23 protein-coding genes and 2 pseudogenes are annotated in these 25,430 nt (G+C 50.9%); 6 read left to right on the top strand and 19 right to left on the bottom strand.

Going from position 1 to position 25,430, the window contains the following annotated elements:
• Nucleotides 1-62: 62 nt before the first annotated feature.
• Nucleotides 63-407, top strand: coding sequence for a LysR family transcriptional regulator (locus AAA021_RS03840; protein WP_349088072.1), 345 nt, complete (start codon nt 63-65; stop codon nt 405-407).
• Here the strand turns inward: AAA021_RS03840 and AAA021_RS03835 are convergent.
• The 11 genes from AAA021_RS03835 to AAA021_RS03785 all read right to left on the bottom strand — a co-directional run bounded on the left by AAA021_RS03835 (nt 397) and on the right by AAA021_RS03785 (nt 11,014).
• Complete coding sequence (locus AAA021_RS03835; protein WP_349088071.1) at nt 397-1,395, bottom strand: PLP-dependent transferase; 999 nt, start codon at nt 1,393-1,395, stop codon at nt 397-399. The genes AAA021_RS03840 and AAA021_RS03835 overlap by 11 nt on opposite strands.
• Nucleotides 1,396-1,608: 213 nt before the next feature.
• Complete coding sequence (locus tag AAA021_RS03830) at nt 1,609-2,178, bottom strand: DUF4956 domain-containing protein (protein ID WP_349088069.1); 570 nt, start codon at nt 2,176-2,178, stop codon at nt 1,609-1,611.
• Entirely contained in the window at nt 2,166-2,417 is a 252-nt protein-coding gene (locus tag AAA021_RS03825; protein ID WP_349088068.1) for a hypothetical protein, read from the bottom strand. The genes AAA021_RS03830 and AAA021_RS03825 overlap by 13 nt, the downstream gene beginning before the upstream one ends.
• Nucleotides 2,418-2,652: 235 nt before the next feature.
• The gene (locus tag AAA021_RS03820) at nt 2,653-3,471 is read right to left on the bottom strand and encodes a hypothetical protein (RefSeq protein ID WP_349088067.1); all 819 of its coding nucleotides are present in this window, start codon (nt 3,469-3,471) and stop codon (nt 2,653-2,655) included.
• Between the two features lie 2 nt (nt 3,472-3,473).
• Nucleotides 3,474-4,574 (bottom strand): AAA family ATPase, encoded by a 1,101-nt coding sequence (locus AAA021_RS03815; protein WP_349088066.1) that lies wholly within the window; start codon nt 4,572-4,574, stop codon nt 3,474-3,476.
• Nucleotides 4,575-5,230: 656 nt separating this feature from the next.
• Entirely contained in the window at nt 5,231-5,896 is a 666-nt protein-coding gene (locus AAA021_RS03810) for an RloB family protein (RefSeq protein ID WP_349088065.1), read from the bottom strand.
• A gap of 1 nt (nt 5,897) precedes the next feature.
• Nucleotides 5,898-7,115, bottom strand: coding sequence for an ATP-binding protein (locus AAA021_RS03805; RefSeq protein ID WP_349088063.1), 1,218 nt, complete (start codon nt 7,113-7,115; stop codon nt 5,898-5,900).
• Nucleotides 7,116-7,423: 308 nt separating this feature from the next.
• Nucleotides 7,424-7,651, bottom strand: coding sequence for a DUF2188 domain-containing protein (locus tag AAA021_RS03800; RefSeq protein ID WP_349088062.1), 228 nt, complete (start codon nt 7,649-7,651; stop codon nt 7,424-7,426).
• Nucleotides 7,652-8,022: 371 nt separating this feature from the next.
• Nucleotides 8,023-9,648, bottom strand: a complete 1,626-nt coding sequence (locus AAA021_RS03795) for a hypothetical protein (RefSeq protein WP_349088061.1) — start codon at nt 9,646-9,648, stop codon at nt 8,023-8,025.
• A 725-nt stretch (nt 9,649-10,373) separates the two neighbouring features.
• The gene (locus tag AAA021_RS03790) at nt 10,374-10,700 is read right to left on the bottom strand and encodes a hypothetical protein (RefSeq protein WP_349088060.1); all 327 of its coding nucleotides are present in this window, start codon (nt 10,698-10,700) and stop codon (nt 10,374-10,376) included.
• A gap of 119 nt (nt 10,701-10,819) precedes the next feature.
• The gene (locus tag AAA021_RS03785; protein ID WP_349088059.1) at nt 10,820-11,014 is read right to left on the bottom strand and encodes a hypothetical protein; all 195 of its coding nucleotides are present in this window, start codon (nt 11,012-11,014) and stop codon (nt 10,820-10,822) included.
• 257 nt (nt 11,015-11,271) lie between these two features.
• Here AAA021_RS03785 and AAA021_RS03780 point away from each other — a divergent pair.
• The 3 genes and pseudogenes from AAA021_RS03780 to AAA021_RS03770 all read left to right on the top strand — a co-directional run.
• A pseudogene (locus AAA021_RS03780) lies at nt 11,272-11,568 on the top strand (transposase); the annotation flags it as partial.
• Nucleotides 11,569-11,757, top strand: a pseudogene (locus AAA021_RS03775) (transposase); the annotation flags it as partial.
• A gap of 261 nt (nt 11,758-12,018) precedes the next feature.
• Complete coding sequence (locus AAA021_RS03770) at nt 12,019-12,714, top strand: hypothetical protein (protein WP_349088058.1); 696 nt, start codon at nt 12,019-12,021, stop codon at nt 12,712-12,714.
• A 141-nt stretch (nt 12,715-12,855) separates the two neighbouring features.
• On the opposite strand, the gene AAA021_RS03765 is transcribed toward AAA021_RS03770, so the two are convergent.
• Nucleotides 12,856-13,794: a hypothetical protein gene (locus tag AAA021_RS03765; RefSeq protein WP_349088057.1), complete on the bottom strand. Its 939-nt coding sequence runs from the start codon at nt 13,792-13,794 to the stop codon at nt 12,856-12,858.
• Nucleotides 13,795-14,085: 291 nt separating this feature from the next.
• Between AAA021_RS03765 and AAA021_RS03760 the strand changes: the two genes are divergently transcribed.
• Nucleotides 14,086-14,757: a hypothetical protein gene (locus AAA021_RS03760; RefSeq protein ID WP_349088056.1), complete on the top strand. Its 672-nt coding sequence runs from the start codon at nt 14,086-14,088 to the stop codon at nt 14,755-14,757.
• Between the two features lie 178 nt (nt 14,758-14,935).
• Nucleotides 14,936-16,840, top strand: a complete 1,905-nt coding sequence (locus tag AAA021_RS03755) for a transglutaminase domain-containing protein (RefSeq protein ID WP_349088055.1) — start codon at nt 14,936-14,938, stop codon at nt 16,838-16,840.
• Here the strand turns inward: AAA021_RS03755 and AAA021_RS03750 are convergent.
• The 7 genes from AAA021_RS03750 to AAA021_RS03720 form a co-directional block, all read right to left on the bottom strand.
• The gene (locus AAA021_RS03750) at nt 16,837-18,078 is read right to left on the bottom strand and encodes a Coenzyme F420 hydrogenase/dehydrogenase, beta subunit C-terminal domain (protein ID WP_349088054.1); all 1,242 of its coding nucleotides are present in this window, start codon (nt 18,076-18,078) and stop codon (nt 16,837-16,839) included. The two genes, AAA021_RS03755 and AAA021_RS03750, sit on opposite strands and share 4 nt — an antisense overlap.
• A gap of 13 nt (nt 18,079-18,091) precedes the next feature.
• Complete coding sequence (locus tag AAA021_RS03745; protein WP_195239716.1) at nt 18,092-19,495, bottom strand: oligosaccharide flippase family protein; 1,404 nt, start codon at nt 19,493-19,495, stop codon at nt 18,092-18,094.
• Nucleotides 19,495-20,571 (bottom strand): polysaccharide pyruvyl transferase family protein, encoded by a 1,077-nt coding sequence (locus AAA021_RS03740; RefSeq protein ID WP_195239714.1) that lies wholly within the window; start codon nt 20,569-20,571, stop codon nt 19,495-19,497. The genes AAA021_RS03745 and AAA021_RS03740 overlap by 1 nt, the downstream gene beginning before the upstream one ends.
• A gap of 3 nt (nt 20,572-20,574) precedes the next feature.
• Nucleotides 20,575-21,609: a glycosyltransferase family 2 protein gene (locus AAA021_RS03735; protein WP_195239712.1), complete on the bottom strand. Its 1,035-nt coding sequence runs from the start codon at nt 21,607-21,609 to the stop codon at nt 20,575-20,577.
• A 529-nt stretch (nt 21,610-22,138) separates the two neighbouring features.
• Nucleotides 22,139-23,134 (bottom strand): glycosyltransferase family 2 protein, encoded by a 996-nt coding sequence (locus AAA021_RS03730; protein ID WP_195239710.1) that lies wholly within the window; start codon nt 23,132-23,134, stop codon nt 22,139-22,141.
• Nucleotides 23,127-24,242 (bottom strand): EpsG family protein, encoded by a 1,116-nt coding sequence (locus AAA021_RS03725; RefSeq protein ID WP_195239708.1) that lies wholly within the window; start codon nt 24,240-24,242, stop codon nt 23,127-23,129. The genes AAA021_RS03730 and AAA021_RS03725 overlap by 8 nt, the downstream gene beginning before the upstream one ends.
• 194 nt (nt 24,243-24,436) lie before the next feature.
• A complete protein-coding gene (locus tag AAA021_RS03720; RefSeq protein ID WP_195239706.1) occupies nt 24,437-25,429 on the bottom strand; it encodes a glycosyltransferase family 2 protein in 993 nt (330 codons plus the stop codon).
• Between the last annotated feature and the right edge of the window lies 1 nt (nt 25,430).

Raw genomic sequence — 25,430 nt, 5'->3', positions numbered from 1 at the left:
GAGGGTTTGACGCAGGCTTTGCGTTTGCCCAGCAAACACTTTAGCGGGGAGACGTGGAGCACATGGAGTACAAGACGACGGCAAAGTTGGTCATTCAAGCGTGCGACAAAGATCTGCCGGGCGTGTTCGGCCACGGCTGCGTCTTACTGCTGCAGGGCATCGCCCGCGAGCACTCGCTCAACCGCGCCGCCAAGAGCATGGGCATGGCGTATTCCAAAGCGTGGCGTATTGTAAACGAGGCTGAAGGCCAGCTGGGCTGCAAGCTCATCGAACGCGACGGAGCCCGCGGATCCACGCTCACCCCCGCCGGCGAGCGAGCCATAGCGGTCTACGAGGAGCTGCAGGCCGACATCAACAACGTCATCGCCACCAAAGCCGACGCCCTCATCGCAAGTATCAAAGAGTAGCTAACTTGCGAAGGGCGTTGTCGAGGGTGGCGGCTACCTGTAAAGGGTCGTCGGTGCCGGCGAAGAGGCGGATGGTGCTCCCCTGTTTGCCACGTAGGGCCGAAAGGCGCGTCGTTGCACCGCCGGCGGGCGATGTGCGGAACTCCCCCGGTAAAGCATCAAACAAATCACCCGCACTACGCCCGATTAGGTCAAACTCAACTGCCGGACCAAAGCCATGCTCGAGGATTCCCGTTGCAACCGCATGGTCGGGATGCAAGCTCAGACCGGGATAGCGCACGTCGCGCACCATCTCATTGGCAGCCAAATACTCAGCCAGCGCACGGGCGCGGTCGAAGTGTGCCTGCATGCGGGCATCGAGCGAGTCCAGCCCGCGTTCAAGCACTTCAGCCTCCTCAACAGACAGATCGAGTGCCGACGCATCGCAGTCCACAAACAGCGCATGCGTGCACTCGGCAGCAGCATCCACACGATGGCGCTTGAGCTGCGAGCGCGCGACCGATACGGCAACCAACTTTCGCGGAGCATCGCCGGCGCATACGCGATCGAGCGCCTCGAGCGACAGCGCAGCACCCAGCCGCAGCGGATCGCAGCCAAAAGCAGACGCCACGGTGTTGTCCACAACCAGCAGCGCATGGGCCTCACGCGCCGCCCGACCGAGCGTGCGCAGATCGGGCACGCGCAGTCCAAACCCGCCGATGGAGTTGACGAACCACCACAGGTGCGGCCCCTCGACCTCAACCGAAGTATCAAAGCCCTCAGACGCAGCAGCAAACGCCGCAACCGATGGCTCCCCCACCATAGCCACGTCGCAGCCATCAAAGCCGTGCGCAAGCACATCGACAAAGTCATCGGCAAACGCAACCAGGCGATCGCCGGGACGTACAATCCCCAACAAAGACAGCGCCGCCGGCACATGCGAGGCCGCAACAAGACGCGCCTCACGCGCACCAGTCCTTGCAGCCCAGACCTCTTCTAGCCGTTGCATGTCCACACGGCACCATCCCTTAATTAAAACCGAACCAAATAAACTTTCCAGGTTGAGAATAGCTAGCGAGCGGGCAGCTGCCGTGGCGAGGTGCCGCGAAAGAGGAGCGAAGCGTACTTCATGTACGCGAGCGACGGTTTGAGCGGCAGATCGCCCGGCAGATGCCCGCGCAGCGTCGAGCAGTCCGGCGTTCGTTAGAACGCCGGAACATAGTTATCCATGATACTCGCCGTTGTACTGGATGAGGGTCAGGTCCTCAACGCCATCGAGCGTGCGAATCGCGTCGGCATAGGGCATGTCCACGCCGTCCGAGAATACCTCCACGGCCATCTCGACTCTGTCGCCGTGCATCGTCTTGGACTTAACGGTGAACTTGGTACGCCCAAACGCGCGCACGATATCGTCGCCGGTGGTCTGGCCCGTGTAGTGAATGACCATCATGTACACGCGCGCCTTGTCCTGATGGCTCGCAAACCCGGCGATCATCACCACGATGACAACCGCCGTGAGCGCCACGAGTGCGTACATGCCGGCGCCTGCCGTAATGCCCGTGGTAATGGACCAAAACAAATACAGCAGGTCGAGTGGGTCCTTGACCGCCGTACGATAGCGGACAATAGACAGGGCACCGACCATACCGAGCGAGATGACCACGTTCGTCGAGATCGCGAGCGTGACCATGCAGGTAAGCACGCACATGCCCACAAGCGTCACGGCAAAGCTGCGCGAATACACCACGCCGGTAAAAAAGCGCTTGTACACGTGATAGATCAGGATGCCCATGGCGAGCGCCACGAGCAACGACAGGCCGATCTTGGCAGGGCCGACCTGACAAAACCCGCGCCCGGCGGCACCATATCACGCACCGGCTGCGAGCAAAACTCAGTAAACTTGACCTCCATCACCAGTTTGCCGGGCTCCAGTACGGGCAATGCGGACAGCGTTGCATCAAAAATGTCAAAGCTTCCCACCGCCACGTGCATGTTCATGTCAAACGAAATGCGCACGGTACCTTCGTCCATCACCCACGACTCACGCTCATAGTCCACGATGGCCCACGGGCGCATCATGTTGCAGATTCACTCGATGTAGAACTCGCGACAGAGCGGATAGGGGCTCACCAGCAAAAAGTCGTAGTCGCCAGCCAGAATCTGCTCAAACTCACCGCGTGTAAGCGGCGTGTCCTCCTTGTAGATCCAACTGCCGTACTTCTTTTTTGCGCTCGAGCTTAATCACCTTGTCGCTGCCGTTATAGATTTAGAGCAAACGAATACCCAAACCCCTCTTAATCGCCTTGTTCCAAACGTCGTTAAGCCTCTTGGGCCAATTTGCGATAAAGAAAATGCAGGTGCAACAAGCACAAAATGAACCATTCTGCAAACGACCAATCTCGTTGAGCAAAAGTTCAGAATGGTCAACGCCGGCCACAGCCGCAGCTAAGTCAGCCACAGACTCGTTTGCATTTTGCGTTACCTGCTCATTAGTTAGCCATAGCGACCTCAGGGCATGGACGGCAATAATGCAAGCAAATGTAAAACCATCAATACGCCCAATATCCGCAAGCGAATCTCCCCTCCTGGCAACCCAGTCCTTATAAGATCGCTGACCAAAAATCACATCTGAAGGAACAAGGGCGTCATCCAGAGAGTGATACTTCAGGGGATCAAAATCACGATATGCTTCAACCGATGGATAGCTTAGATATAGTTGACCCATATCAGTACTATCGCAGTAATAGTCTTGCATTAGCTCAAGCCGCTTAAAATCGTGCCGATTGTCCTGAGGATCTAAGTCAAATATGAGCAAGGTGTCAGTAAAACTGGATTCGAGAAGCTCTGTCGCATCATCTTTATCCGGAAGAAGCTCGGCAACAAAGGACCTAAGATCAACGGCCTCAAAATCGCAACCGTATTCTTGAAAGAGCTTGTCTAGAAAGTCATGAACATTAATCTCGACATGAATAATTTGATGATCATCTGCGAGGCTAAAAGAATCAAACATGCGCTCCATCAGCTGAGGCTCGCGTTTAGCACCTTCGACAATGAGCAGGACGTTCTTTACGGACGCATTGTTCATGACTAGTCAAACTCTCCAGCACGGAGGAGCTTCTCAATGTTGTTGCCAAGCCTCAACTCGCGATCGGTGGAATCGGCCAAAGTTCGAATGCCCCCTTTTGCAGAGATTTGATAAACGCAGTCAGGCCTCATTACGCCATTCTTAACAAGCGAGGTATTGTGAGTCGAGCACAGTATCTGACACGATGCCTTTGAAGCAAAGAACTTCAAAAGGCTCTCTGCCATCTCAAAGTGACAAAAAGCGTCAAACTCATCTATGAACAAAAAACTGGCCGACTCGTTAAGCTCAAGCTCAGAGAACAACTTAACCAGGGTTCTTGTACCGCTAGAACATGCCTCGACAAACGGGATGCATCGCATAGGGTGATTGAAATACAGAACAGGCGAGCCGTCGGACTCTTTAATAACGATCAGAGACTCATCGACTCCAAAATTGCGAATAAATGACTCAAATTCCGCAACTTTGTTCTCGCGTATGATCTTGTCGATTACCCTTCTTGTTTCAAACCCTTTTAATCGAAAAAAGTCCATGCGAATCAGCCTCATGCGCGAGACAAATCGTCGCAACTCCGCCAAGACGCCTAAAACATTAGTTGGAAGACTGCTCGTTATATATGAAAGAAGGCTCAACGAAGTATCGGAGAATTCAAAATTGATCCCAGCAGCACCGATTCGTTCAAGATGGTTCTCTTCGAAAACGCCGCGTGCATTATTAAAATCGAAAATTCGTTTCTTATCAATCGATAGGGTCTCGTGAAGCCAAGTAGTCGGAGAAGACTTCTCATAGCTGTAATTGATTTCGCGACCGTCAAATTCAAAGACATAGGTGAACTGTGCCGTACCTCGCCCGCAGTCAGCATTCAAAAACAGACGATCATCCTGGTCAGAATAATCGAATGCCTTTGGAAAGCCGAGCGTAATGTCGAATAAAGCTGAACCGAAATTCGATTTACCAGACGCATTTCTGCCGATCAAAAGTGCAGTTTTCACGGTTCCGTTTTTAACGTTATTTTCTGCAAACTGGTAATCACGAGAAGCTGCAAAATTAAACGAAACCGGAGTCGAAAAATTCCTATAGCCATCAACAGTAAAACGCTTAAGCATGAGAGTCTCCTATCTCTTGCCGTAATTATATTACGGCAAGAGATAGGAGACCTGCATCAATTATTTCACTACGGGAAACGTCATGTAACCAGAGCCCATCCGAACCGTGAAAACCTACTGCGAGAGCCGATCAAATCTGAAGCATGCGGCAAAATCTAGACATGCAGACCACACTGGACAGCGACAACGCTTCTACCAGCGGTTTTGTTGGGAAAAATCTGGTTGTGTTCGGCGATTTCCACAGACCAAGCCGGACATACCGTCGCAAGGCCTCATCACAATTGGATCTGTAAGGAAAAGCCCAATTCCGGTCAATCCCTTACCGGCAACCACAGCGAATGGAGACTGAGCAACAACACGTCAGCAAAGTTACATACGAGCAGAAAATCGCACGCAATTTCGCCTTTTCTTTATTGAGATGTAAATTTTGACAGTCCGAATCTTACATCCATACAAATGATGAAAAGGGGCGGTAATTCAAAAGAAAAGCCGCCCCCGCAGGACGCAGGCCCGTAGGTTGACTGCGTCAATACCGCTAGATTCGGCCTAGTATCCTATCGGGTCCCAAAAGGTCAATCCAGTTAAAGACGGCAGGCAGCCCGAAACAACATCTTTCATGAATCTCCAGTCCCATCAAGCCCGATCGAACTTGACCGTCAAACCAGATACGGCCCAATCACATCAAATATCTCGCCAACCTTAGTTGAAGGGTTTTGCGCAGATGGCTTAATGTTACCCAGTTCCCTATGGTACGCGACGAGGCGCCCAGCACGCTGCAATGCTTCGCCTCGCCTATCATCCACTGCCCCAAACATCCCGTCAAGGTTCTTGCGGTACTCGATGCCCAAATTCTTCGACATCTCCTGCGCGAGGGCATGCTGGCAGTCGGACGCGGACATATGCGCGGTCGTGTAGCGAAAGTGCAAAAGCGGCCACAGCTCGAAACAGGGGTTGGACCACAACGCGTGGAAGGTCCTCGAACCATCAGAGAGCTCGTTGCACTTACGTTCCATCGCGTCGAAGTCGGACGCAGGGAAGTCATCCTTGTCATACACGAGCCACACGTGGTCGAACGTCTCGGGCGCATAGAGGCAGTGTTCGACGGCGAAGTCGAGCAGGTCGAGAGTATGTTTGCCAGTCCCCTTAACGACTACGGCAACCTTCCGCTCGTTTGCTGCGCCCAACGCGGCGCGCACGCCCTCGAAGTAGCGAGGCTCAGTCTCCTTGCCCTCGGTCACCACGAGATGGCGCGTCATCTGTACCATGCGAGAGCGTCCCTCGCGCTTGCCGCTGCGCCAGTCCCTCGACTTTTTCGCGGCCATACTAATCCCACTCCTCAATGCGCGTGAGATACGGGTCGGCACCATAGCGGCCAGACAGGTACTGCTTGTCGAATGCCGCGTTCTTGCTGACCAGGTTGCCATTTGACTCGTGGATGTCGGCGAGCGACCATAGCTGGCTCGCCTCCCCCTCGCCGCGTGCGGCAAACCATATCTCGTCGCGGCGAAAAACATCGTTTCGCATAATGGACACGTCCTGAGACGAGAAGATGAGCTGCGCGCCGCTCTTGTTGACTTCGGGATCTTTGAACAGCAGGATCACGTAGCGCAGGAGCTTCGGATGCAACCTGGCGTCGAGTTCATCGACAACGACGGTACCGCCGCGTTCGAGCGCCGCCAGCAGAAACGCCGCCAGCCCCATGAGCTTCTGAGTACCGGCCGACTCCTCGGACAGGCGCAGCTCATAGCCCTTACCGTCCACCTCATGCTTTACGAAGACGCGCTGGCCCCGCCATTCCGGAGCTTTCTCAACCCTAAAGCCATCGATACGCACGTCAACGGCACGCAGAAAACGCGTGATCTCGGGTGAGTCATCCTCATCGAGCAACTGTTCGAGCATCTGCTCCAGATAGGAGCTGTTGTAGTTCAGGAATACCCCATCAAGAAACCAACTGGCAGCCTCCTTGATCACCGGCGCGTCAAAGTTGATGCAGAGAAACGACAGGTATGGCAGGCTCGGGTTGAATCTCGCGGCCGTCACGAGCTTACGCAGCGTGGGACCAAGCTCAACCCCCGTGCCCTCGCGCTCGAAAAGCATCGCCGTGCGTGACGCCCCCAATTTGCGCCGCCACAGTCCTTCGGACACGATCTCGTCCGCATGCACGGACAGGGCATAGCGGTACTCATGCTCACCCGCGCGATAGTAGAGCTCGAACTCGGTGGGCTTAGCAGCCGACACGTCATCGAACTCGAACGCAGAGCAACGGGGTATCGAAGGGCGATCACCCCCTGGTGCATCAGCACTGGCAGACAGCAGCCTAATCGGTCTGGCTACCGCCGAGCGAACGTAATCGAGAGCCTCGAGCAGGTTTGACTTACCGCCAGCGTTGGGTCCGTACACCGCGGCCACTGGTAGAAAGCCCTGCCCGTCAGGGCACACTATGAGGGAGCGCTCGAACTCCTTCATCGGCGTCGCCTGCATGGAAAGCTCCGCCTCATCGCGATAGGATCTATAGTTCCTGAAGGTGAACTGGCAAAGCATCGTCCTCAACATTCCTTTCATTGTTTTGAAAAGATATTTCAGAGTTTTTATTTGATTATAGACCTTAAATAGCATCAATCAAGTGTTTGCAGCATCTGGAGCAAAGGGTACAAGGCCAAAACTCGGAAGTATGCGGCAAATCCCTAGCGTGCCGAGCGCTCCGGAATGCCGTAATGCTTCTGCCTGCGGATCCTTTATGTGGAAAAGCTGTTGTGCTCGGGGGTTCCAGAATTTGCCGCATACTTCCGGCAGGCGTTGCGGCTGCGGACACGCTAATCCATGCCCGCAGCCGCAATGGCGTCAAGTCCCTATCCTCTCGGCGGGAAGGGATCGTGCCCATGGGAATCCTTTGCGCGGATCCTGCCATCAGGACGATGGGTGATTAGCTCAGAGTGCTGATTAGAACTAATTTGACGACCGCGCTTTATAGCTTCGCCCTGGGTCGTCGTAACAAAGGAAGCGCGACGCGCCCCCTCGCCCTTAACCTGCCAATTGCCATCCGACCGCTTCGTAACGTGCTGGTTTCTACCTTTCATACTCACCTCGCCTTCACGACCGATTGATTAACGTGCTCACAGCATGAGGCTCGCAGCAAGTTCACTCGTGCCGCTTTGCTTAAAGCATAAATACTGGCGCGGACATAAGCCGGACCTGAAAGGTGTCAGTATATGGAATCTCGAAGAAGTACAAGCCGGCCTCATGCTGAAACCGCCGTATCGCGCATAGCCCATTCCTATAAACGCAGCTAGTGCTACATAAACTCAGAAAATAAGGAGGATACACATTGAAAGTTAATTGGACCTGTCTCTATCTATAGGAAATCGGAAGGTCTTGATGCAAGAATATCTAAATCCGCCAACTGCAACAGCCTTGTTTCCCTAGCGCATGACAGCCCATCACCCTGCAATTACTCTTTCCGATCGTCGGCAGGTTTTAAGGCCTCAGTCAACTCGTTCAGCATGGTCGTAAGCCGAGCAATAAGTCTTTTCGCATCTTCTCTATGGTCTTCGGTGACCACATCGCCGTAAAGCCTATCGTATTTTGAGCCCTTACCGTGCGCTGCCCCCGCCGACCGAAGGTTCTGAAGATCACGGAGAGGCTTTAGGTCGATCACGATGTCATTCCCGCTAAGAAAGGCCTCCAACTTGTTAATACTACCCTTCGCATCAGCGTCCTTTAGAGCACTTTCATCAATGTAGTCGACGAGGGCTCTCGTGAGGGCCATAGTCACGGACTCAAATTCAAACTCGCCGTTGCCAGATGGAATGTGGATTTGTTCAAGAATGCCCTCGTCTGCACGGTGGAAAGGCCTATACAGCGCCAAGCCAAACCGTTTCCTCCATGCTTTATCAAGTTCCATTCGCGCTCGCATAAGCATGGAAACAGGGCCCGACGGATCTTTAACCCACATATTGAGCAAATCTGTCTTGAATACCTCATCAGAAATGCGCTGGTCAACGGGAGACATCTCGAAGGAAAGGAAATGAGTGCGCTCACTCTCGGGAAGATCGCGTCCCAAATCGCCGAGATAAACCATAACTCTGTCCGGGTCAACATTGTCAATCTCGCACCTCCACTGGCTCCCACATGAAATGTGACGCTCGCTGACATCGAAGTGAGGGCTACTCCTGTACTTATCAAGTACAGCGGGCTTAAAGAAAACGGGGGTTAAGTAATGTGGGGCGCGAGGCTCCTTATCAAAGTAGGTGCCAAGCTTATTCGGGTCACATGTGTATCGAACGAGCGAGCCGTCAGGCCGTTCGCCGATGACGAACTCGGGGTACCGTTCATTTTTCTCATCGAACGGCCATACGCCACAAGTCTCGACGTCGTCGGGCTCGATAAAGCTTCGAGCGTAGAGCATGGACAGCAGATAGCCTTCATCAATATCGCTCGTGTACCACTGTCCGATATGGTAGTTCCCTCCGACTTCATCACTCTCTGAAATGCACTCAGTGCTCCCCAAAGGATAGTTGGACGAAGATGCCAGCCGAGCGTCAACAAAGTAGACGAAGAAGCATTGCTTAGCTGCAATGAAGCGCAGTATATATTTGGTCCTGACACGCACCTCGTCTCCAGCAAAGTCAACGACTTTTTCTCTCTCGCCGCACTTGTCGACGCTATAGTAGCAACCGTCTTCGCCGCGGTAGAGTTCAAACAGCATGACAAATTCCTGGTTGACCAGAATCTGCGCTTGGTCGAGCGGATAGAAATACTGCTCGGCAACAATAAAGTCATAGCCCTCATCGCGCCCGTCATGATAAGTGACGTCATCTGCACATACGCAGAAGCCTGGCGAGAAACTGGAAGCATGCTTCAACCAATCATCACCTGCAAGAATCTCCTGCTTCCGTGCAAGGTCGGCAAAACAGGCAAAAACGGAAGGCCTTCCATCAGCAGCGTCATGGTGCGAATAGACGGTAACCCATGCTCCGGAAAGGGGGTTCTTGACCAGCTCGATCACTTTCTCCTGCTTGAATGGTTTAGCGTCGAGCCCCAGCCTGGCTAAAACCCTAAAAACCGCTTCGTTCATATGCACCTCTTACCATTTGGCACCATCACCGTAAAATGAAGCGAAAATGAACCGTGAGAAACTATCACGGACCAAAATCGTTTAAGGAAATTGTCCATCATTGCGGGGACAAAGAAAAACCGCCAGGACGACGGTCGGAAGCTTTAAAAGACTAATTGACAAGAAATAGAAGGTATTCCCATCAAATCTGACCAACGCATTCACCCATTAGCAAACCGCCAAGAATCGAATCGTACCAGCACTGCCGAGAAGACTAAACACAGCACTTAATAAAAAGCTTCCCGAACGGTGTTAGCCTAAAAACATGATGTACGCAATCAAACCGCCATCCATCAGAAGGCGTATTATCCTTCTTTATATTTCGGATCCTGTCAGAATCCTCAATCCCAAGATAATCGTCTTCCCCCTCGTAACAGTACGTTTCTTCGCTTAAAAGTTTCAGTCGCTCCAAGTTATTCAAATACAAAGACACATTCTCAGGACATTGAACGATAGCATCGAATACGTTCGTATAATTTTCGCAAAGCACTCGCCACCGAGCTTTAATTGGCATGTCATCGTCTTCGACAACGCGTAAGTCAATAACCGGAATATGATCTTTACCAAGCCCTTCAGAAAGCCACGACATCATTTTGGCTTCATCGGGAGTCAGTTGTCCGATTATGCTAACAAAACTCGGATGGACGAGAGGAGAAACCCTTTTATCCATAGAGGACGCGAGTAAATTAACGTACAGCCCCCCTTAGGTCCTGACTGTCGTACGAATATGACAGTTGCTGAATAGCCGGCACCACAACATTCTGTGCAGGCTCACAGAAGCAGTCCTCCGGGACGTCTTCCATCTTTTCTTCGATTTGCCGAATCGCCTCCTCAATATTGCTCTCGCCGTTAACCACCCATTTCTTCCAGGGGCCAAGCAATACGCCAACGGTTCTGGGAACTAAACTCAGAGTGTCTCCGACCGATGAGAGCACAGGATGCAGAGCATCATCATATGCTTTACTCAATACATCAGATGGCAGAGATGCAATTTCTTTGGAAAGCTCGTCCACTTTGTCTCACCCTATTCATACCGACATCAAGTCCATGATATATAAGGCCCACATTGATACAGCCAACAACGGGGAGGGATTGCAGTACCTAACGGCCTGACATTCTGAGTATCTCGCCCTCACTCCCCCTTCTTCTTGCGCAGCACATCTATCGCGTGTTCGCCCAAGATCGCCGAGGACAGCTTCAGTGCCGCACCCTTAACGGTGTTGAAGAAGTTCTCGAGAAACGGTGCGTTCATGTCGTAGTAGTTCATGTTCCTAAACAGTGCATAAATCGCGAGGAACGTTTGGGCAATGACCACTACAACACTCATTGCAAGAGCGTTGTAGGGCGACTGGGAAATCCGCACCAAGGGTCTCAAGCGCAGTTGGGCAAACCAATCTCCGGCGACCAACAATCCGTCTTGGGCAGTCTTAATAACCCATAGGGAAAGTAGTTGCGCATAAGGAGGTGACGCATAATTTCTTTCACAAATTGACAAACACATAGAGGGACACGGTCCACGCGTATTCATATGATTTCTGGCGACTAGACAATAAACCATCGAGGAAAGGGGCACGGGCAGTATATGCGAACATCGTATCAGTCGACGACGAGTCGTCCGAGCCCGTCGGGGCCGAACGCTACGAGAGGGCGGCGGGCCGGGAGGTCTACCGCAGCGGCCACTACGCGAGGAAGTTCGTCACCGAGGCCGGGGAAGTCGAGCTCGGCGTGCCGAAACTCCGCGGCGCGACCTTCCGGACGGCTGTCATCGAGCGCTACCGCAGGCGCGAGACCTCTGTCGAGGAGGCTATCGTCGAGATGTACCTGGCGGGCGTCTCAACCAAGAGGATCGAGGACGTCTCCGAGCTCCTCTGGGGGGCGCCGGTGTCCACCGCGAGGACGGTGAGCGACGGGTTCGCCGAGACACTGGCCTACACGGAATTCCCGCCGGAGCACTGGCGCCGGATCAGGACGAACAACGGGATCGAACGCATCGACCGCGAGATCAGGAGGAGGACGAGGGCCGTCGGGACCTACCCGGACGGCAACTCGGTCGTCATACTGGTGTCAGCGAGACTGAAGTACATAGCGGAGCACGAATGGGGCAAGAGGAGGTACCTGGACATGTCCAAACTGGAGGAGATGGACGAGCTGAAGGGAAAAGCGGAGGGCTAGAAGAGGACGAGGCCGAGGACGGCTAAATCAATTTACGAAAGTATCTTGACGGTACCCGAAAATGTGACCCAACCCCTCGCTTTGCCGTCGAGCCATTATGATAATTAACAACGTACAACGATGAGGAGCCCGATCGGAACTCAAGTAGACGGGAACAACGTGCAATCAATCGAACATCTAAAGTCCACGGACGGTCTGGGTGAAGGCAAAGGCGGCATTTGGAAAAAGTGGCCTTGGAAAGATCTAGATCACTATGAATTAATGTCTGATCTTATTCTTAAGGCCAACTACAGCATTCAAGACTTCAATGCTGCCATCAAAGACGGATTTTCTCCCAACATTAAGGACACCGTATTTCTAGTAGCACTCGCCACCTGGATTAAAGATGCATACTGGCAGATTAATTACACCTGTTTGAAAGAAGTAATTAGAACCAAATTCGAGTTCTCGAGACAGAATGAACTCACAGAGGCGCGTAATTATCTTGAAGCGGTTCGCTCAATCGTAATTGCTCACCCCCTGAATTCGACGAGGCATGAAGAATACGGCTTTGGTCCAGCGGGGCGAATTTGTATTGATGTGAGAGGGAAAAGCCTTCTCGACTCATATCCGGGCGCAGTAATCTATCGCATCTCACCAAAAGGATTAGAAGAGACTGATAACGTTGCTGAAAACGAAATCGCACTCATGACTTGTCGTAGCACTCAAACAGAAACTGGCAAGCTACATTTTGAAAGATGCTGTCTAGATATGCGCGATATCCGCAACTCAGCCCAGGTCTACATTGACGCTTTATACGAACTCGACCGATATCTCGGTCGGCTAAAGAAGAACGACTTTTTTAATGAAGCGTAGCCATAGATAGCTAAGCAGATCCTGGATTTTGCTGGGATAAAAAACCTGGGCTAATGGAACTCTGGACGCAGACTACCGGCAACCGCAGAGGCACCCGTCCGACCGCAAACATGAGCAGAACCGCAATGCTGGAGCTATTCTCTAGCGAATTGATCTGCGCTCAGCCGCAATTGCATTTCGAGCATCCTTTAGATGCTTCTGTGCCTTTCGGTGCATATCTTTTAATTGCTTAACTGGGTCAACATCAACTTCATCATAAACATGGGTCATATCGCCATCAACATATGCAACAAAGGAAGAGCCGCCCAGCTTGCCGACTGCTTTGCTGTGCTGCAATAGCAAACTCTGCATATCCTTACGAGCGGCGCGTATTCTGGGCTCGGCACATTTCAGGAAATGACAGAATAACTCAATAACAAGTTCGTTGTACCTCATGTTTGTATATCGAAAACAAAGATACGGACAATCGGATGAATCATGGTCTTTGATTTTCGAAATTGTCTTGTTTAGAAAGGCGCGAAGTTTTGGCGAGGTATTGTATTCGCGCATATCAACAATTTGATCAAGATCAAATCTAACCCTAGTCGCATCATTTTCCCTGACAAGCGAAACAACGGTTTGACCATGCTGAACTGGATTTCGAATCTCATACATAAAAACATAGAGGCCACCTTCGTCATACCAAGAAGAAGGCAGTTTCCAATAGTCTTTATAAAGTTCTTTATTTGAACCTCGGTCATACTTCCGCATAACTGCCTGCATTCTATCGACAAGACCACGGGCTGCGGAAACATAATTTCCAAAAGCAGCGTTAACAACAGTCCTCTCGCCAAAACCCCCATTGGCAAAGCCGTCGGGTAAGAAGTCAAACTGATCACACGGAACCAAGCGCCTCAGTTCACCATAGTTCCATCGAAACTGTTCATACAGTTGCTTAGCCTCCCAAAGTGACCGCACAACGTCGTCATACTCTTTCACTTTGGTTACAGAATCACCCTCGAGATACTCAATCTTTGAGAGCGCTTTCTGAGCTTCGACACTCACCGATTTGAACGGCAAAACATGGACTAAATCTGCCAAGGGAATCCCCCTAATAGAGCAATAGCCATACATATGGCAATTAACAACGTTCCTGGCAAGGCGAACACTAGGGATGCTAACACCAAATGCCAACGGTTTTGTGGACATGACAAATGGAGTCGACGCAGGTCTAAACTTCTTGACCGCCCAGTCATCTCGAAAAAGCACAGTCCAGGCAAACGCCACACACCACTCCCGCACGAGGATCCCACCAGACGCCCTTACCTTGGTAGCAAGCAACCCGGACGCACAAAGCGACCTGGGACATCACTACCAAAGAAAGGAAACACCATGCCCAACAACGACATCGTCTACCTACTTAAGTTCGCGCCCAAAGAGGCGTTCATCGAAGACCTACTGAACGGTCGCCTCTACATGAACGCGGCCGGCTACTACCATAGCCTGCCTGGCGAACAGGGCGATCCGCTCGAGGCGTCTATGGCTCCCGGGGTGTGTCTCTACGGATATACTTGCCTGCCCATCTACTGCATGTACACGGTCCGCGAGAACGATATCGTCGACAACGCCGTGAAAATCCCGATGCGAATGATCCAGGAGTTCGGGTGCGCGGACGGGTGGATCGGCATTGTGCAGTACGACAGCTTCACGCGCCTCGCCGACAGACACACCACCGACGACGAAAACATCTACGCCCACGGTCCCATCTCCTACGGCATCCCCGGGCCAAAACTAATCCGCGAGATCTTTGAGGGCATCCCGCACAATCTCGTTATCAAAACGCCCAAGTACGCATATCAGAAGGAGTATCGAATCATAGGGTCGCAACCGGTCGAATGCCGTCTTATACCCGACGAGAATCACCCTGGGTGCAAAATTGAAGAATACGACCATGTAAAGCTTGACCTTGGCAGCAGCCTCGCGGACTTTTCCTGGAAGGCCTCGGTGTCGAGTCTCGAAGAGGCGCAGGACGGCCTCATGTTGGAGTTGCAGCATCGAGCATAGTCAACCCGACGCGATCCACAACGCCACCGGGCAACCAAACACCCCTCCCCAACATCCCCCAGAAAGTTCGCTGATGTTGACTGGTGTTCCCGTAAAATAATCCCCAACAAAATATGTGCGGAGTGCTGGCCTGGAGCTGCCTTCGGACCCTATTGGCTGCTCACCGAGAGGCTCCGCTATGAAACGACCCCTTTACTACCTGCTCTGCGCGATCGCGTGCACGTCCATGGTCAGCTCGACGATGCCCATGGCAGCCATCGCGGAAGCCATCCAGCCTCAAGCAGCCGCCGAGCAGCAAGCGCAAGCCGACGCCACGAACAGCGACACAGGCAAGGCCGAAAACGGCACCAACACAAATGCGACAGCAGATACCGTAGAGGACAGCACCGCAACATCCACCGGCGCCAGCGCAGCCAACACGGAAAGCGCTGACGGCACCAGCGCAGCCAACACGGAAAGCGCCGACGACACCAGTGACGGCACCACCGCCGCAACCGGCACCCCCGCCCCATCTCTCCGAGCCCAGACCATCCCCACGCCCGAGGCAATCTCCATCACGTCACAAACCACCTACGCCCACTCCGCAACGTCAACCCAAAACGGCGTCACCTTCACCGTCTCGTGGAACGACGCCCCCGCGGGCACCGCGACGACCTTCCACGTAACCCAAACCAACGGCTCGTCCCAGGCCAAGGCGCGCATGGACGTGCCCACCTACTGGGACGGCGGCAGCCAGGAAAGCGTCTGCGACCCGTCGCGTCCGGCATGGGCCGGCTACTACAGCCTGGGCACCGCGGGCCACGACTTTACCTTCGACTTCACGGCATCGGGCACGTACCGCATCTATTTCTACTTTATGGACAGCGACAGAAACGACCCCCAAAACGACAAGGGGATCTACTACCTGCGCGCCACGGCGGAGGTGACCGTAAACGACGCCTCACGCCCAAGCGTCACGCAGATCGTCAACAACGCCGTGGCCCAGTGCAGGCAAGAGACAGACGGCTCGGAATACGACATGGCGCTGTGGCTCCACGACTGGACGCTCGACCAGCTGGAGTACGACCATAGCCTCAACTACTGCTCGGCCGAAAGCGGCCTCACGCGCCACCAGGGCACCTGCGAGAGCTACCAGCGCATCTACTCCAAGCTCCTTGACGCCGCGGGCATCGCCAACGGCCGCATCACCGGCAACGGACACACCTGGAACGCCGTAAAGATCGACGGCAAATGGTGCCAGATGGACCTAACCTGGGACGACACCAGCGACAACTGGTACGGAGACCTGGACCAGTGCCATCTGTACTTTGGCCTGACTGACGAGCTCATGGCAATCGCCCACTCCGACCACACGGCTAACTATCAGAAGGACGACTACACCTACCGCTCGACCGACCTATCCAACAATTACTTCGTGCGAAATGGCAAGGCCGATGAATGGGCCGAGAAGTATGCCGATCGCATTCAGCAGCACCTGGATGCCAAAGAAGAGAGCTTTTCCATCGATGCCGACAACCAGTCCTTCCCGCCGAGCATCTCGGGGATTCAGAACGGGACTGTTGCGTACGCGATGAACCAGAGGGAATGGAAAGTTCAAGGCGCCAAGGCTGAGCTTACTGCGGCATCAAACGTCTCCAAGGAATCGAACAGCAAATGGAGCGCCAGGTACGACCTGGCAGCAAAATACCGAATCGCAACATTAGAGAAAGTTATAGACGACGGCTCCTACCGCCTCGCGGCCGCCCTCGACGCCCGGATGGCCGTGTCGGCCTCCGCATCGGGCTGCTCGCTGTCCTCGGGCGCGGGCGCCCTCTCCCTCGAGCGCGACGGGGCGACGGGCCTCTACAGGGTCTCCTCGGGCGGCCTGATGCTGACCGAGTCGGGCAACCGGGCGGTGCTGGCCGAGGCGGACGGCTCCGCCTCGCAGCTGTGGCGCGTCTCGGCCCTGGGCGGAGGCCGCTACTCATTCACGTCCGCCTCCGGGCTGGCGCTGGACGACCGGGGGCAGCGGACCTCGGAGGGCAACACGGTATGGCTCTACGAGCCCAACGGGGGGCCCGCCCAGGCGTGGGTCCTTACCTAGTCTGCAAGATCTTTCAAATACTTTTTGACAATCTCCCGAAATGATTCAGGGAGAAGCCTTCGTGCTATTTTCTTAGTATAAAAAAATATTCCCCGCTCACGCCTTTTATACATACACTCAATGGCATGCCAACCACCTTCGACAAATGCGTCAATATAGAGCTGTCTGTCTTTTGGAAGGGTGCTCGGGCGGCGGAGCTGATCGTTGCCTTTAGCGATATCGTCAAATTCGACAGGGTACAAGTCCAGAGCGTTGCTGGATTCAATAAACTCCCTGCCGCGGTCGTTATTCACCAGCAAGCAGGAGACACCTTTCATCTGATTAAACTTCTCAGCATCTTTCAAAACGTCGGGCCTATTAACGTCGACGCCCCAAAAATCACCGATGGTAAGATCGCCGGCGCGAAATCTCCCTGCATAGGGGCACCTATAGCAGCTATCGCGAAGAGTCTTGAGGTTCAGGAACATGTCGTAGTAGGGGGATTTCGCCGCAGGAATGGTGACCTCTCTTCCGTCCTCAAGAAGAAGAAATAGAAGAAGAGAGTTGTCCCACCCCTCGCGCTTGCACCTAAACCGGAAATCAACCACGGGAGACCCAAGCTGTCTGCCATAGCCCTCAACGCAATCCGCGAACATGCGGCCGGAAGGGACGCCGTGGCAGACCAGGTCAACGGTTGTCAGGTTCTCATAATCGCCTCCGAGAAAGCCCCTAAGGCCGGCGACTTGGCAAGGCGTACCGCAGAAAAGAACCCGCCTCCCCTCGCGAAGGTCCGCCTTCACGTCGGCAAAACAAGCTCCGGCATCACTCTGCACATATTTTGAGTTAAGCAGTGGACGAAGCCCGTCAACGCTCGCCGCGCGACGGTGCCGCACCCGAAGGATGCTCCCCTCGCGCTCATAGGCAGCGCCATATGCGACCCCACCAGAAGCAATAAGCTCACGCGCAAATGCACCAAAAACGCCACCGGAGGCGGACTCCGAGACATCGTCCCTACCGGCGGCGGCAAAGAACGGTCCGGCGGAATTAAAGCCTATCCCTCGGTTAAGACCGCACGCCTTAATGCACGCGCCGCAGCCAATGCAAAGATCACCATCAATTACAGGAAGAACGAACCCATCCTTACCCTCGGACATGGTAACGGCGCCTCTAGGGCAACTAGCGGCACACGCTCCACAACCGCAGCAATGCGATGGCGACTCAAACAGCGTGGGAATTTCTCCCCTTTTCACAGTAGACATGCAGTTACCCCCCCTATTTATGAACCGAAAGCAACTTGCGCAGAATGTCCGCATTCATATAACCGAAAAAAGCCAACGCAATTGCAAGACAGGCAATAGCGCTCAAAAAGCCAGCACCGTAGGCTGACAGATAATAAAAGGCGAACACTCCAAGAATTGAAACCAAAGTCAGAATCTGCTCAGCCCGGTCTTCGACAAGCTTCGCAAACTTAGCGACTTTAATCCTGCGGTACTCATTCACCACGATCATCGCCAAGAGGGTTGCAAAAGACGCTCCATATAGACCAAAGCGTGGAATCAACAAGACACACAGCAGGGCGCAAAGAGCAGCAGACACCGCAGTAGTGGTTCCCATAATTCCAGTCTCTTTATGTGCGGTGAAGATACCGCCATAAAAACCGGAAATATTGCTGAAGTACGTCGCCAAGAGCAATATCGGTACATACAACATGCCCTCGCCGAATGAACCCTTAATCAGGACGCCATACACAAGAGGCATAAGCGCGGACATAAGCAGAACGACGCTCATCATGAAACGCCTTAGCGCCCGATACACAGAGTTATAGAAAGCCGACTCATCCTCATCAGAGTTTAGGGCTCGAGCTGAACTCTCCTTCCAAGACTGATAGAAAAAGCCATACACCTGATCCATGATACCGGGGAACTTGTACGACACTGCATACACGCCGGCAGCAGAAGGCCCAAGCGTACTCATGATAATGAGCCTGTCCAGCAAGTTATTAATAGTCCAGGAAACCTTATTAGGGATGAGCGGAAATGAATACCGTAGAAGGTTTAAAGCATAGGAGATAGAGAGAGCCGACGGATCGATATAACGCCAGAGCCTCCGCATTACCATGAACACGAGAGCAACACCGCCCTGCGCAATGACCGTTGCAGATAGCATACCCACAACGCCCCAGCGAAGAACGGCGATAAAGAGAACATTGAGCAAAATGGTAAAAGCACTCGCGGCAAAGTTCATGACGGAATATCCCACGGTATCCCCGAAACCACGAAGGACAGCAGAAGCCATCTGCAGAAGCGCGCCAGCAACAACAAGTCCCACGACCCAGCCAAGATTTTCAGGCTCAAAAAGCAACCATACCAGAATCGCCATGACTGCAAAGCATACGCATCCGGCAAGAAGTACAGCGCATGACGCTGTCACGGCTGTAGACCGATCCTCATCGGTACGGCAGTCAATGAGAAACCGAAACAGCGCTTCATCCATAAGCAGCGAAACCGCAGGAACGCAAAATAAAGCAATAGTATTGATGTAGTCTACGGTGCCGTAATCAGCAGTGGAAAGAACCGATGTATAGAGCGGAAGCAGAAGAAACGACACGAGCTTTGTTGCCATGCCGCCAACTGCGATAATGCCGGTATTTTTGATAAGTCGGCTTGTCTCTCCCATTACGAAAGCGCCTTTCTAAGATAAGCCCACGAATGCTCACGCAGAGAATCAAGAAGAGAGTCCACATCACCCCAGTCACAAGGAGGAACATCGTCGGCACACATAACGTTGACGCAACGGTCAGACAGCCCGATATTGCCCAGCAAGTCGCGCATACGCGCACCAGACTTATCTGTTGCATATACGCGGAAGGGCTTATGGAAGAGAACAGAGAATACAGTTGCATGAAAGGAATTGGTAACGATGAGGTCTGCGTGTGCGATAAGAGAAACGAACTCTTCAGGGCCAACGCCAAACAGGTTAATTGAATTTGGGATATCTAGATTATTCTCAGATATATAAGCCACCTTCATGCCTGTTGCCTCCGTCATCGCGACGGTGCTCTCGATAAGCTCAGGACATTCACGCAAAAGATACATGAAAATATATTCACCTTGCAAGACATCTTTAGATGCCATGTCGGTATAGTCATCGGATTCCAACAAAAGTGTGGGATCTAAAACAACGTCGATAGGCGTATCGACAAGTGGCTGAAATAGCGGAACCGTCTCCTCCTCGCGAACAGACAAAAAATCAAATCTTGAAAGTAAATCGGATACAAGTTGCTCATCAAAATTCTCCGGTCTAAAGAAAGTATGAGCAAGACTGGGAGCGTAAGCAACTCGTCGACTATCTCCGGCAAATGAAAGGAAATAGGGGCCAACAACACCTTGTGTGCAATCGAGATTCCAAATTTGATCGCTTCCGCAAATAAAACAATCAAACTGCTCAGCGAGTTCGTACATATCACTTTCTTTTTTCCAGAAATACGGTCTCTTTGTAAGCCTGAAATACTTTTTAGAAAATTCCGCGAATGCAGCCTTTCTAGACGACTGCTTACGCCAACAGCGCATTGCGCGCAGCGTCATCTTCGGGTGGCGAGGTTGGAAAAACCTATATTGCTCATAGTCACGAGAACGATAGTCGATTATTCGCACCTCATGCCCCATGCCTTTCAAGACTTCTTGAAGCGCATAAGACTGAAGTGCAGACCCGAAATTTAAAGCACCGTGGAAAGTAATCGTTCCAATCTTCATTATTTATCTGTTCCTGTTCACCCAAATATGAATAGCATCTGAAAGGCTGAGTCCAGTTACCCCATCAGCAGCTAGAGAAAGCGATGCGAGAAGATAGCGGCTGTAATCCGAAGTGCGCAGAGCCTTCTCAATATCCTTCCATCTACCATTCATCGAAGTACTCACCCTGCTGAACTCATCAATTGAATTGAACGTGTCACAACAACAAGCAAATAAAATCTTACGAGCGCAGTTGTCCAGAGCGACAGTTCTCCCAAGCAAGAGCGGTCCGAACAAAGGAAAAATGCGATTGAAGTCTTCCTGACTATAATTAATCCCCAGCTCTGCACGTAAAGAAATCAACTCATCAAGAACCCAATACGAATCAAGCCCTTTAACATTCGTAGGGGTAGACTGCATTATGGATCCAGGACGGATTCGGTAATAATAGCCACTCAAATCATAACAAGGTTCATCGTTAAAGCGACAATCTATCCATACCGGATGAATCAGATCTTCGTACCATGCACCAACGGGAAAACCTAGTCGATTCCAGACTTCACGACGATATAGTCTGCCCCACGGCACCATCCAACTAGCTCTATCGTTCTCTATCTTGCCAAGCAAACCATCATCAGACATATATCTAAAAGTCGATGTAACGAAATCCGCAGATGTTTCATCGAGTCTGCTCCGCATATCCTCAAGATACCCTGGCCCGATCATGTCATCAGAATCCACGAACATGATGTACTTACCGCGAGAAACTCTAAGACCCGCATTACGTGCTGCGGAAAGGCCGCCGTTTATTTGGTGAATTACAAGAACATTAGGCATTAGTCCATACGAATCGGCTATAACGCCAGAATCATCTTTAGACCCGTCATCTACAATAATAACCTCAAACTTGCCAGAAAACTCCTGTGTCACAATGGAATCAAGGCAAGGTTTGAGGTATTTTTCAACGTTGTATACAGGCACAATAATAGAAATGTCGTAAGATATGCCTTCCTTAAAAACAATAGGCATGAACATATTGGATGGTCTCTTGGAAACCATGCTAAGCTTCGCCTTAGACGCATAGGATATAGAATCGGAACGACGACATAACCTAAGTAAGCCATCATAAATAGGGCTAGAAAGTAGAAGTTTTATAGCCTTCTTAATTAAATTAAGAATATGCAACAATTGACTCCTCCCATCTTCAAAGTCGAATAAATATGCGCTTCCATCAATTCGGACATTTAAGTTATGATGCCCCAACATGCAATCAACAAGACCAATCGCAGACGGCACCCCATAGAGGAATAGACTACAAACAATAAATCACAAACGAAAGCGTCTATTGACTCATCCAGACCATGGGGGCGTTGGAGAACTTCTTTGAAAAAACGTGCAAAGACCAGCTTCTAAGCATCGACCGAAATAACTAAAGCCCAAGGAATGAATACACCGCACGACAAGACTGAACCTTTGATATCGGTTCAATCGTAAATTCTTGTCACTTAATTGAAAGCTAAGGACAAGCTCGGTCAGGACTAATAATGCTCCAACTAAATATATTAGAAAAAAGCAATAATGACCTGCATTATACAAATAGACGACGGAGACATTTAAAGCAGCTTAGTAAGTGCCGAGCAGAAAAAGAAACGATACTGCAATTTGACAAAACAAGACTATGAACTAAGTCCGGACAATTGCTGATTCGACTCTGATACTCGCTTTTAATTGTTTTATCAAATTGCCTTTTCACCTCTTTATCCACTTCACAATGCCAAAGAACTTCATCAAGATCACAATAGTGTCGACAGATACCCCTTTTGGCATTTTTTACTGAATCGCTCGACCATTCACTCGCATAACGAATCAACTCGTCGCTTACAAAGCTCCAATCAGTTATCTGATCCTCTTTAAACTGCTTCGTACTATTAGCGCCATGCTGACGATAGTAGTAAAGCGGCTCGTCAATGTGAAATAAACTCTTTGCAATATCGAAAACAGGAAGAAGTTGACAAAGATCCTCACCGTGCATAAGGCCAACTCGTTTCGAGTACCACTCATCACTGGCAAACAAATCTCTCCGAATGACCTTATTCCAAACGCTATTGAAATCGCATCCGCACAACAGGTTTTTAACAGCATCAAAAGATTCGCCCGTATGCATACCAGAACAGATATCAACTTTTAACGAGGGTTTAATAGGCATCAATCCCATGGTAAAGTCAAATGAAATGATATCAGCACCAGTCGAGGCAATTACATCGCATACCTTTTTGATGCAGCCTTCAAGAAGAGCGTCATCGGAGTCGAGCGAAAGAATATAACGCCCACTCGCCTTACGAAGACCGTCTCGACGTGCAGCGAGAAGACCTTCGTTGTCCTTATGAATAACGAAGGCTCTCTCACGCTTATCGCAATAAGCATCGCAAATCTCGGGAGATCCATCGGTGGAACCATCATCCACAAGAATCACCTCAAAAGAGCCGGTCCCTTGAATATCAATAGATTCCAGACAAGCGGGAAGAAAACGCTCGGTGTTATATACCGGTACAACAATACTGATGTCAGGCGTTTCGTCATGCATAAATAACTCCTAATAGCGCCGACGAATACGGAAAAAGATCGCAGCTGCCGCCATATACAAACGTAATGACAAAATAAAACACGAAAAATAAAAAGCCCAGAGTTCCAGTTAGAAACCGCTCTCTACCAAGGTTTTCAGATAAAAAGGGGTAAACCAAACCTGAAATGAAAAGAAAAGGGAAACTGAGTCGAATTAGCTCAGGACTGATGCTTGCAAATTGAGCGAATAAGGAAGAAATTATGCCACAGCTCGTATAAAAATTAAGTGTCCATCGATCAATGCTCGTGGTCAAACCCTTACTACCCAACATCCATATAGCAAGGCAAAATAGAAAATAAATAAGCATTGTGATATTAAATGAGCCCATTCCAGCGTGTTTGATCTGAAAGCTATATGACGACGTAAATAGAGACACGAGTTCCATTACATCCGGTCCAATCATAATCACACAAATAGCAAAAATGATAACGCCAACGCATGCAAGAAGTGCAACGGTCTTGTATGAACGTTCTTGTCTGCGGTTGAAGCATGAAATATAAATAATCCAAATTAAAAGTCCTATGATAGACATTTTGTGAAAGCCAACTGCAAGAGCCAAATAAACAATAGCGGGGACGCGCTTCTCACGGAACAGCTCATAGAGCATCATGACGAGCATACTAGTAGCAAGACATTGCCTAATTATGTTTAACGTATAACCGAACACAACGAAACAAAGAAAGAAACCTACGACAGGATACCCGCGAGGATACAACTTCCTAACAACTAAAATATAGGGAAGGAGAACGATGGCTTCACAAAGAAAAAGAACAGCGTGGAAATCACCAGTCAGTCTCCCCAGGATCCAGAAGAGAATTACGAATAGCGGCTCTTGATCTGAGCAAGCACCCATAGCACCTGTGAGCGAATAATACTGCGAGGCGTAAAAACACCTGAGAGGATATGCCGAGGTATCGGTACCGACAGATGCATCGCGCAGCCCCGCCACCAAACAAAGGGGGAGAACCGCGATAACCGCTAGAAGAAAACTGACGCGCTTATTAGGTATCTTTACCGAAAAATATAGCAATGCAATATGGGACACAAAGGCAATGAAATAGATTGGCATCTCTACACCTGCTTTGCATATCGTTTGTAAACCGTCGATTTACCTCCGGTCGAAACCACGTCGAAAACACCAACACAGCAGTTAAACACATCTTGAAAATAGATGTTATACAAAAAGCTGCCATGGCATTCAGTAACGTTAAACAGATACGCGCTAATAGAAAAACTCACCTTATCAACCTTTTATCACAGGAGTTACCCGATAGCCTTACCAGAAATTGCAGCATATAACGCATAGAAAGCGTTATGAACCCTAGGAGAGATAGAAAAGAGAGCACAGCGTAACCTCCATTTTGAACAAGCATATGGGTTCCTCGACGCCCTCCAGGCAAGCCCTCGAGCATTCCTCAAATATTTCTGGGCGTCAGCCTTACTATCAAATCCGTCCGGATCAACCCTCATTGCAACGCGAAGCGTACAGAATGATTGAAAACACTCAAACTCGCCCTGAAATTCAGACCCGGCAAATCGTCGAACAGTCTCAATAGTCCTGTCCATGTCTTTAGCATGCTTGGAACCCTGCTTTCTGAGCGTTGTAATGGAACCAGGTCTCGTCACGTATGCATAAAAGCACGCATCAGAGAATGCAACCTTTTGAATTTTGGAACAAATTTTAGCAATTACGCCCATGTCTTCGAAGAGCTGCCCCTCAGGAAAGACAAGGTCGTTAATAAGAGATCGTTCAAAGAGCTTTCCGCACGCAGAGCCGCTCTCACCGCTTAATAAAAGTAATTTTCGTAAATGCTCAATTCCAGATTCAACATGGAATTCTACATTCTGCCCCATCTTATAGTTATCAAGAACAGGCGTCTTCGCAAAGGAGCCGATAACGAGCGAAACTTGATACTTGTCAGCCGCTTCGACCATCAACTCAACAGTTCGCGAATCAATCAAATCGTCCCCATCAACATACATGACATAATCGCCGTGGCACCTTTGAGTACCAAAGTTACGAGCAGAAGAAAGACCGCCGTTTTCCTTATGCAAAATCTTAAATCGCGTGTCTGATCCAACGGCATCTTCAATAAGATCAATAGTATTATCAGTACATCCATCATCCACAATAATATATTCGATATTCGAATAAGTCTGACCAAGCAATGAGTTTACGCAAGGAAGCGCGAACATACCCACGTTGTACATGGGGACAATGACACTAACCAGAGGCTTAGCAACATCAGAAGCCATA

This window comes from Collinsella sp. CLA-JM-H32 (assembly GCF_040098165.1).
In the GTDB taxonomy this organism is placed as follows: domain Bacteria; phylum Actinomycetota; class Coriobacteriia; order Coriobacteriales; family Coriobacteriaceae; genus Collinsella.
The sequence above is the reverse complement of the archived record's forward strand: the minus strand, read 5'-3'. Positions and strand labels throughout refer to the sequence as shown.

Bases quoted from the DNA above. Each gene is read 5' to 3' on its own strand.
- AAA021_RS03840 (WP_349088072.1), top strand. From the start codon at position 63: ATGGAGTACAAGACGACGGCAAAGTTGGTCATTCAAGCGTGCGACAAA.
- AAA021_RS03835 (WP_349088071.1), bottom strand. From the start codon at position 1,395: ATGCAACGGCTAGAAGAGGTCTGGGCTGCAAGGACTGGTGCGCGTGAG.
- AAA021_RS03830 (WP_349088069.1), bottom strand. From the start codon at position 2,178: ATGGGCATCCTGATCTATCACGTGTACAAGCGCTTTTTTACCGGCGTG.
- AAA021_RS03825 (WP_349088068.1), bottom strand. From the start codon at position 2,417: ATGGACGAAGGTACCGTGCGCATTTCGTTTGACATGAACATGCACGTG.
- AAA021_RS03820 (WP_349088067.1), bottom strand. From the start codon at position 3,471: ATGAACAATGCGTCCGTAAAGAACGTCCTGCTCATTGTCGAAGGTGCT.
- AAA021_RS03815 (WP_349088066.1), bottom strand. From the start codon at position 4,574: ATGCTTAAGCGTTTTACTGTTGATGGCTATAGGAATTTTTCGACTCCG.
- AAA021_RS03810 (WP_349088065.1), bottom strand. From the start codon at position 5,896: ATGGCCGCGAAAAAGTCGAGGGACTGGCGCAGCGGCAAGCGCGAGGGA.
- AAA021_RS03805 (WP_349088063.1), bottom strand. From the start codon at position 7,115: ATGCTTTGCCAGTTCACCTTCAGGAACTATAGATCCTATCGCGATGAG.
- AAA021_RS03800 (WP_349088062.1), bottom strand. From the start codon at position 7,651: ATGAAAGGTAGAAACCAGCACGTTACGAAGCGGTCGGATGGCAATTGG.
- AAA021_RS03795 (WP_349088061.1), bottom strand. From the start codon at position 9,648: ATGAACGAAGCGGTTTTTAGGGTTTTAGCCAGGCTGGGGCTCGACGCT.
- AAA021_RS03785 (WP_349088059.1), bottom strand. From the start codon at position 11,014: ATGAGTGTTGTAGTGGTCATTGCCCAAACGTTCCTCGCGATTTATGCA.
- AAA021_RS03760 (WP_349088056.1), top strand. From the start codon at position 14,086: ATGCCCAACAACGACATCGTCTACCTACTTAAGTTCGCGCCCAAAGAG.
- AAA021_RS03755 (WP_349088055.1), top strand. From the start codon at position 14,936: ATGAAACGACCCCTTTACTACCTGCTCTGCGCGATCGCGTGCACGTCC.
- AAA021_RS03750 (WP_349088054.1), bottom strand. From the start codon at position 18,078: ATGTCTACTGTGAAAAGGGGAGAAATTCCCACGCTGTTTGAGTCGCCA.
- AAA021_RS03745 (WP_195239716.1), bottom strand. From the start codon at position 19,495: ATGGGAGAGACAAGCCGACTTATCAAAAATACCGGCATTATCGCAGTT.
- AAA021_RS03740 (WP_195239714.1), bottom strand. From the start codon at position 20,571: ATGAAGATTGGAACGATTACTTTCCACGGTGCTTTAAATTTCGGGTCT.
- AAA021_RS03735 (WP_195239712.1), bottom strand. From the start codon at position 21,609: ATGGTTTCCAAGAGACCATCCAATATGTTCATGCCTATTGTTTTTAAG.
- AAA021_RS03730 (WP_195239710.1), bottom strand. From the start codon at position 23,134: ATGCATGACGAAACGCCTGACATCAGTATTGTTGTACCGGTATATAAC.
- AAA021_RS03725 (WP_195239708.1), bottom strand. From the start codon at position 24,242: ATGCCAATCTATTTCATTGCCTTTGTGTCCCATATTGCATTGCTATAT.
- AAA021_RS03720 (WP_195239706.1), bottom strand. From the start codon at position 25,429: ATGGCTTCTGATGTTGCTAAGCCTCTGGTTAGTGTCATTGTCCCCATG.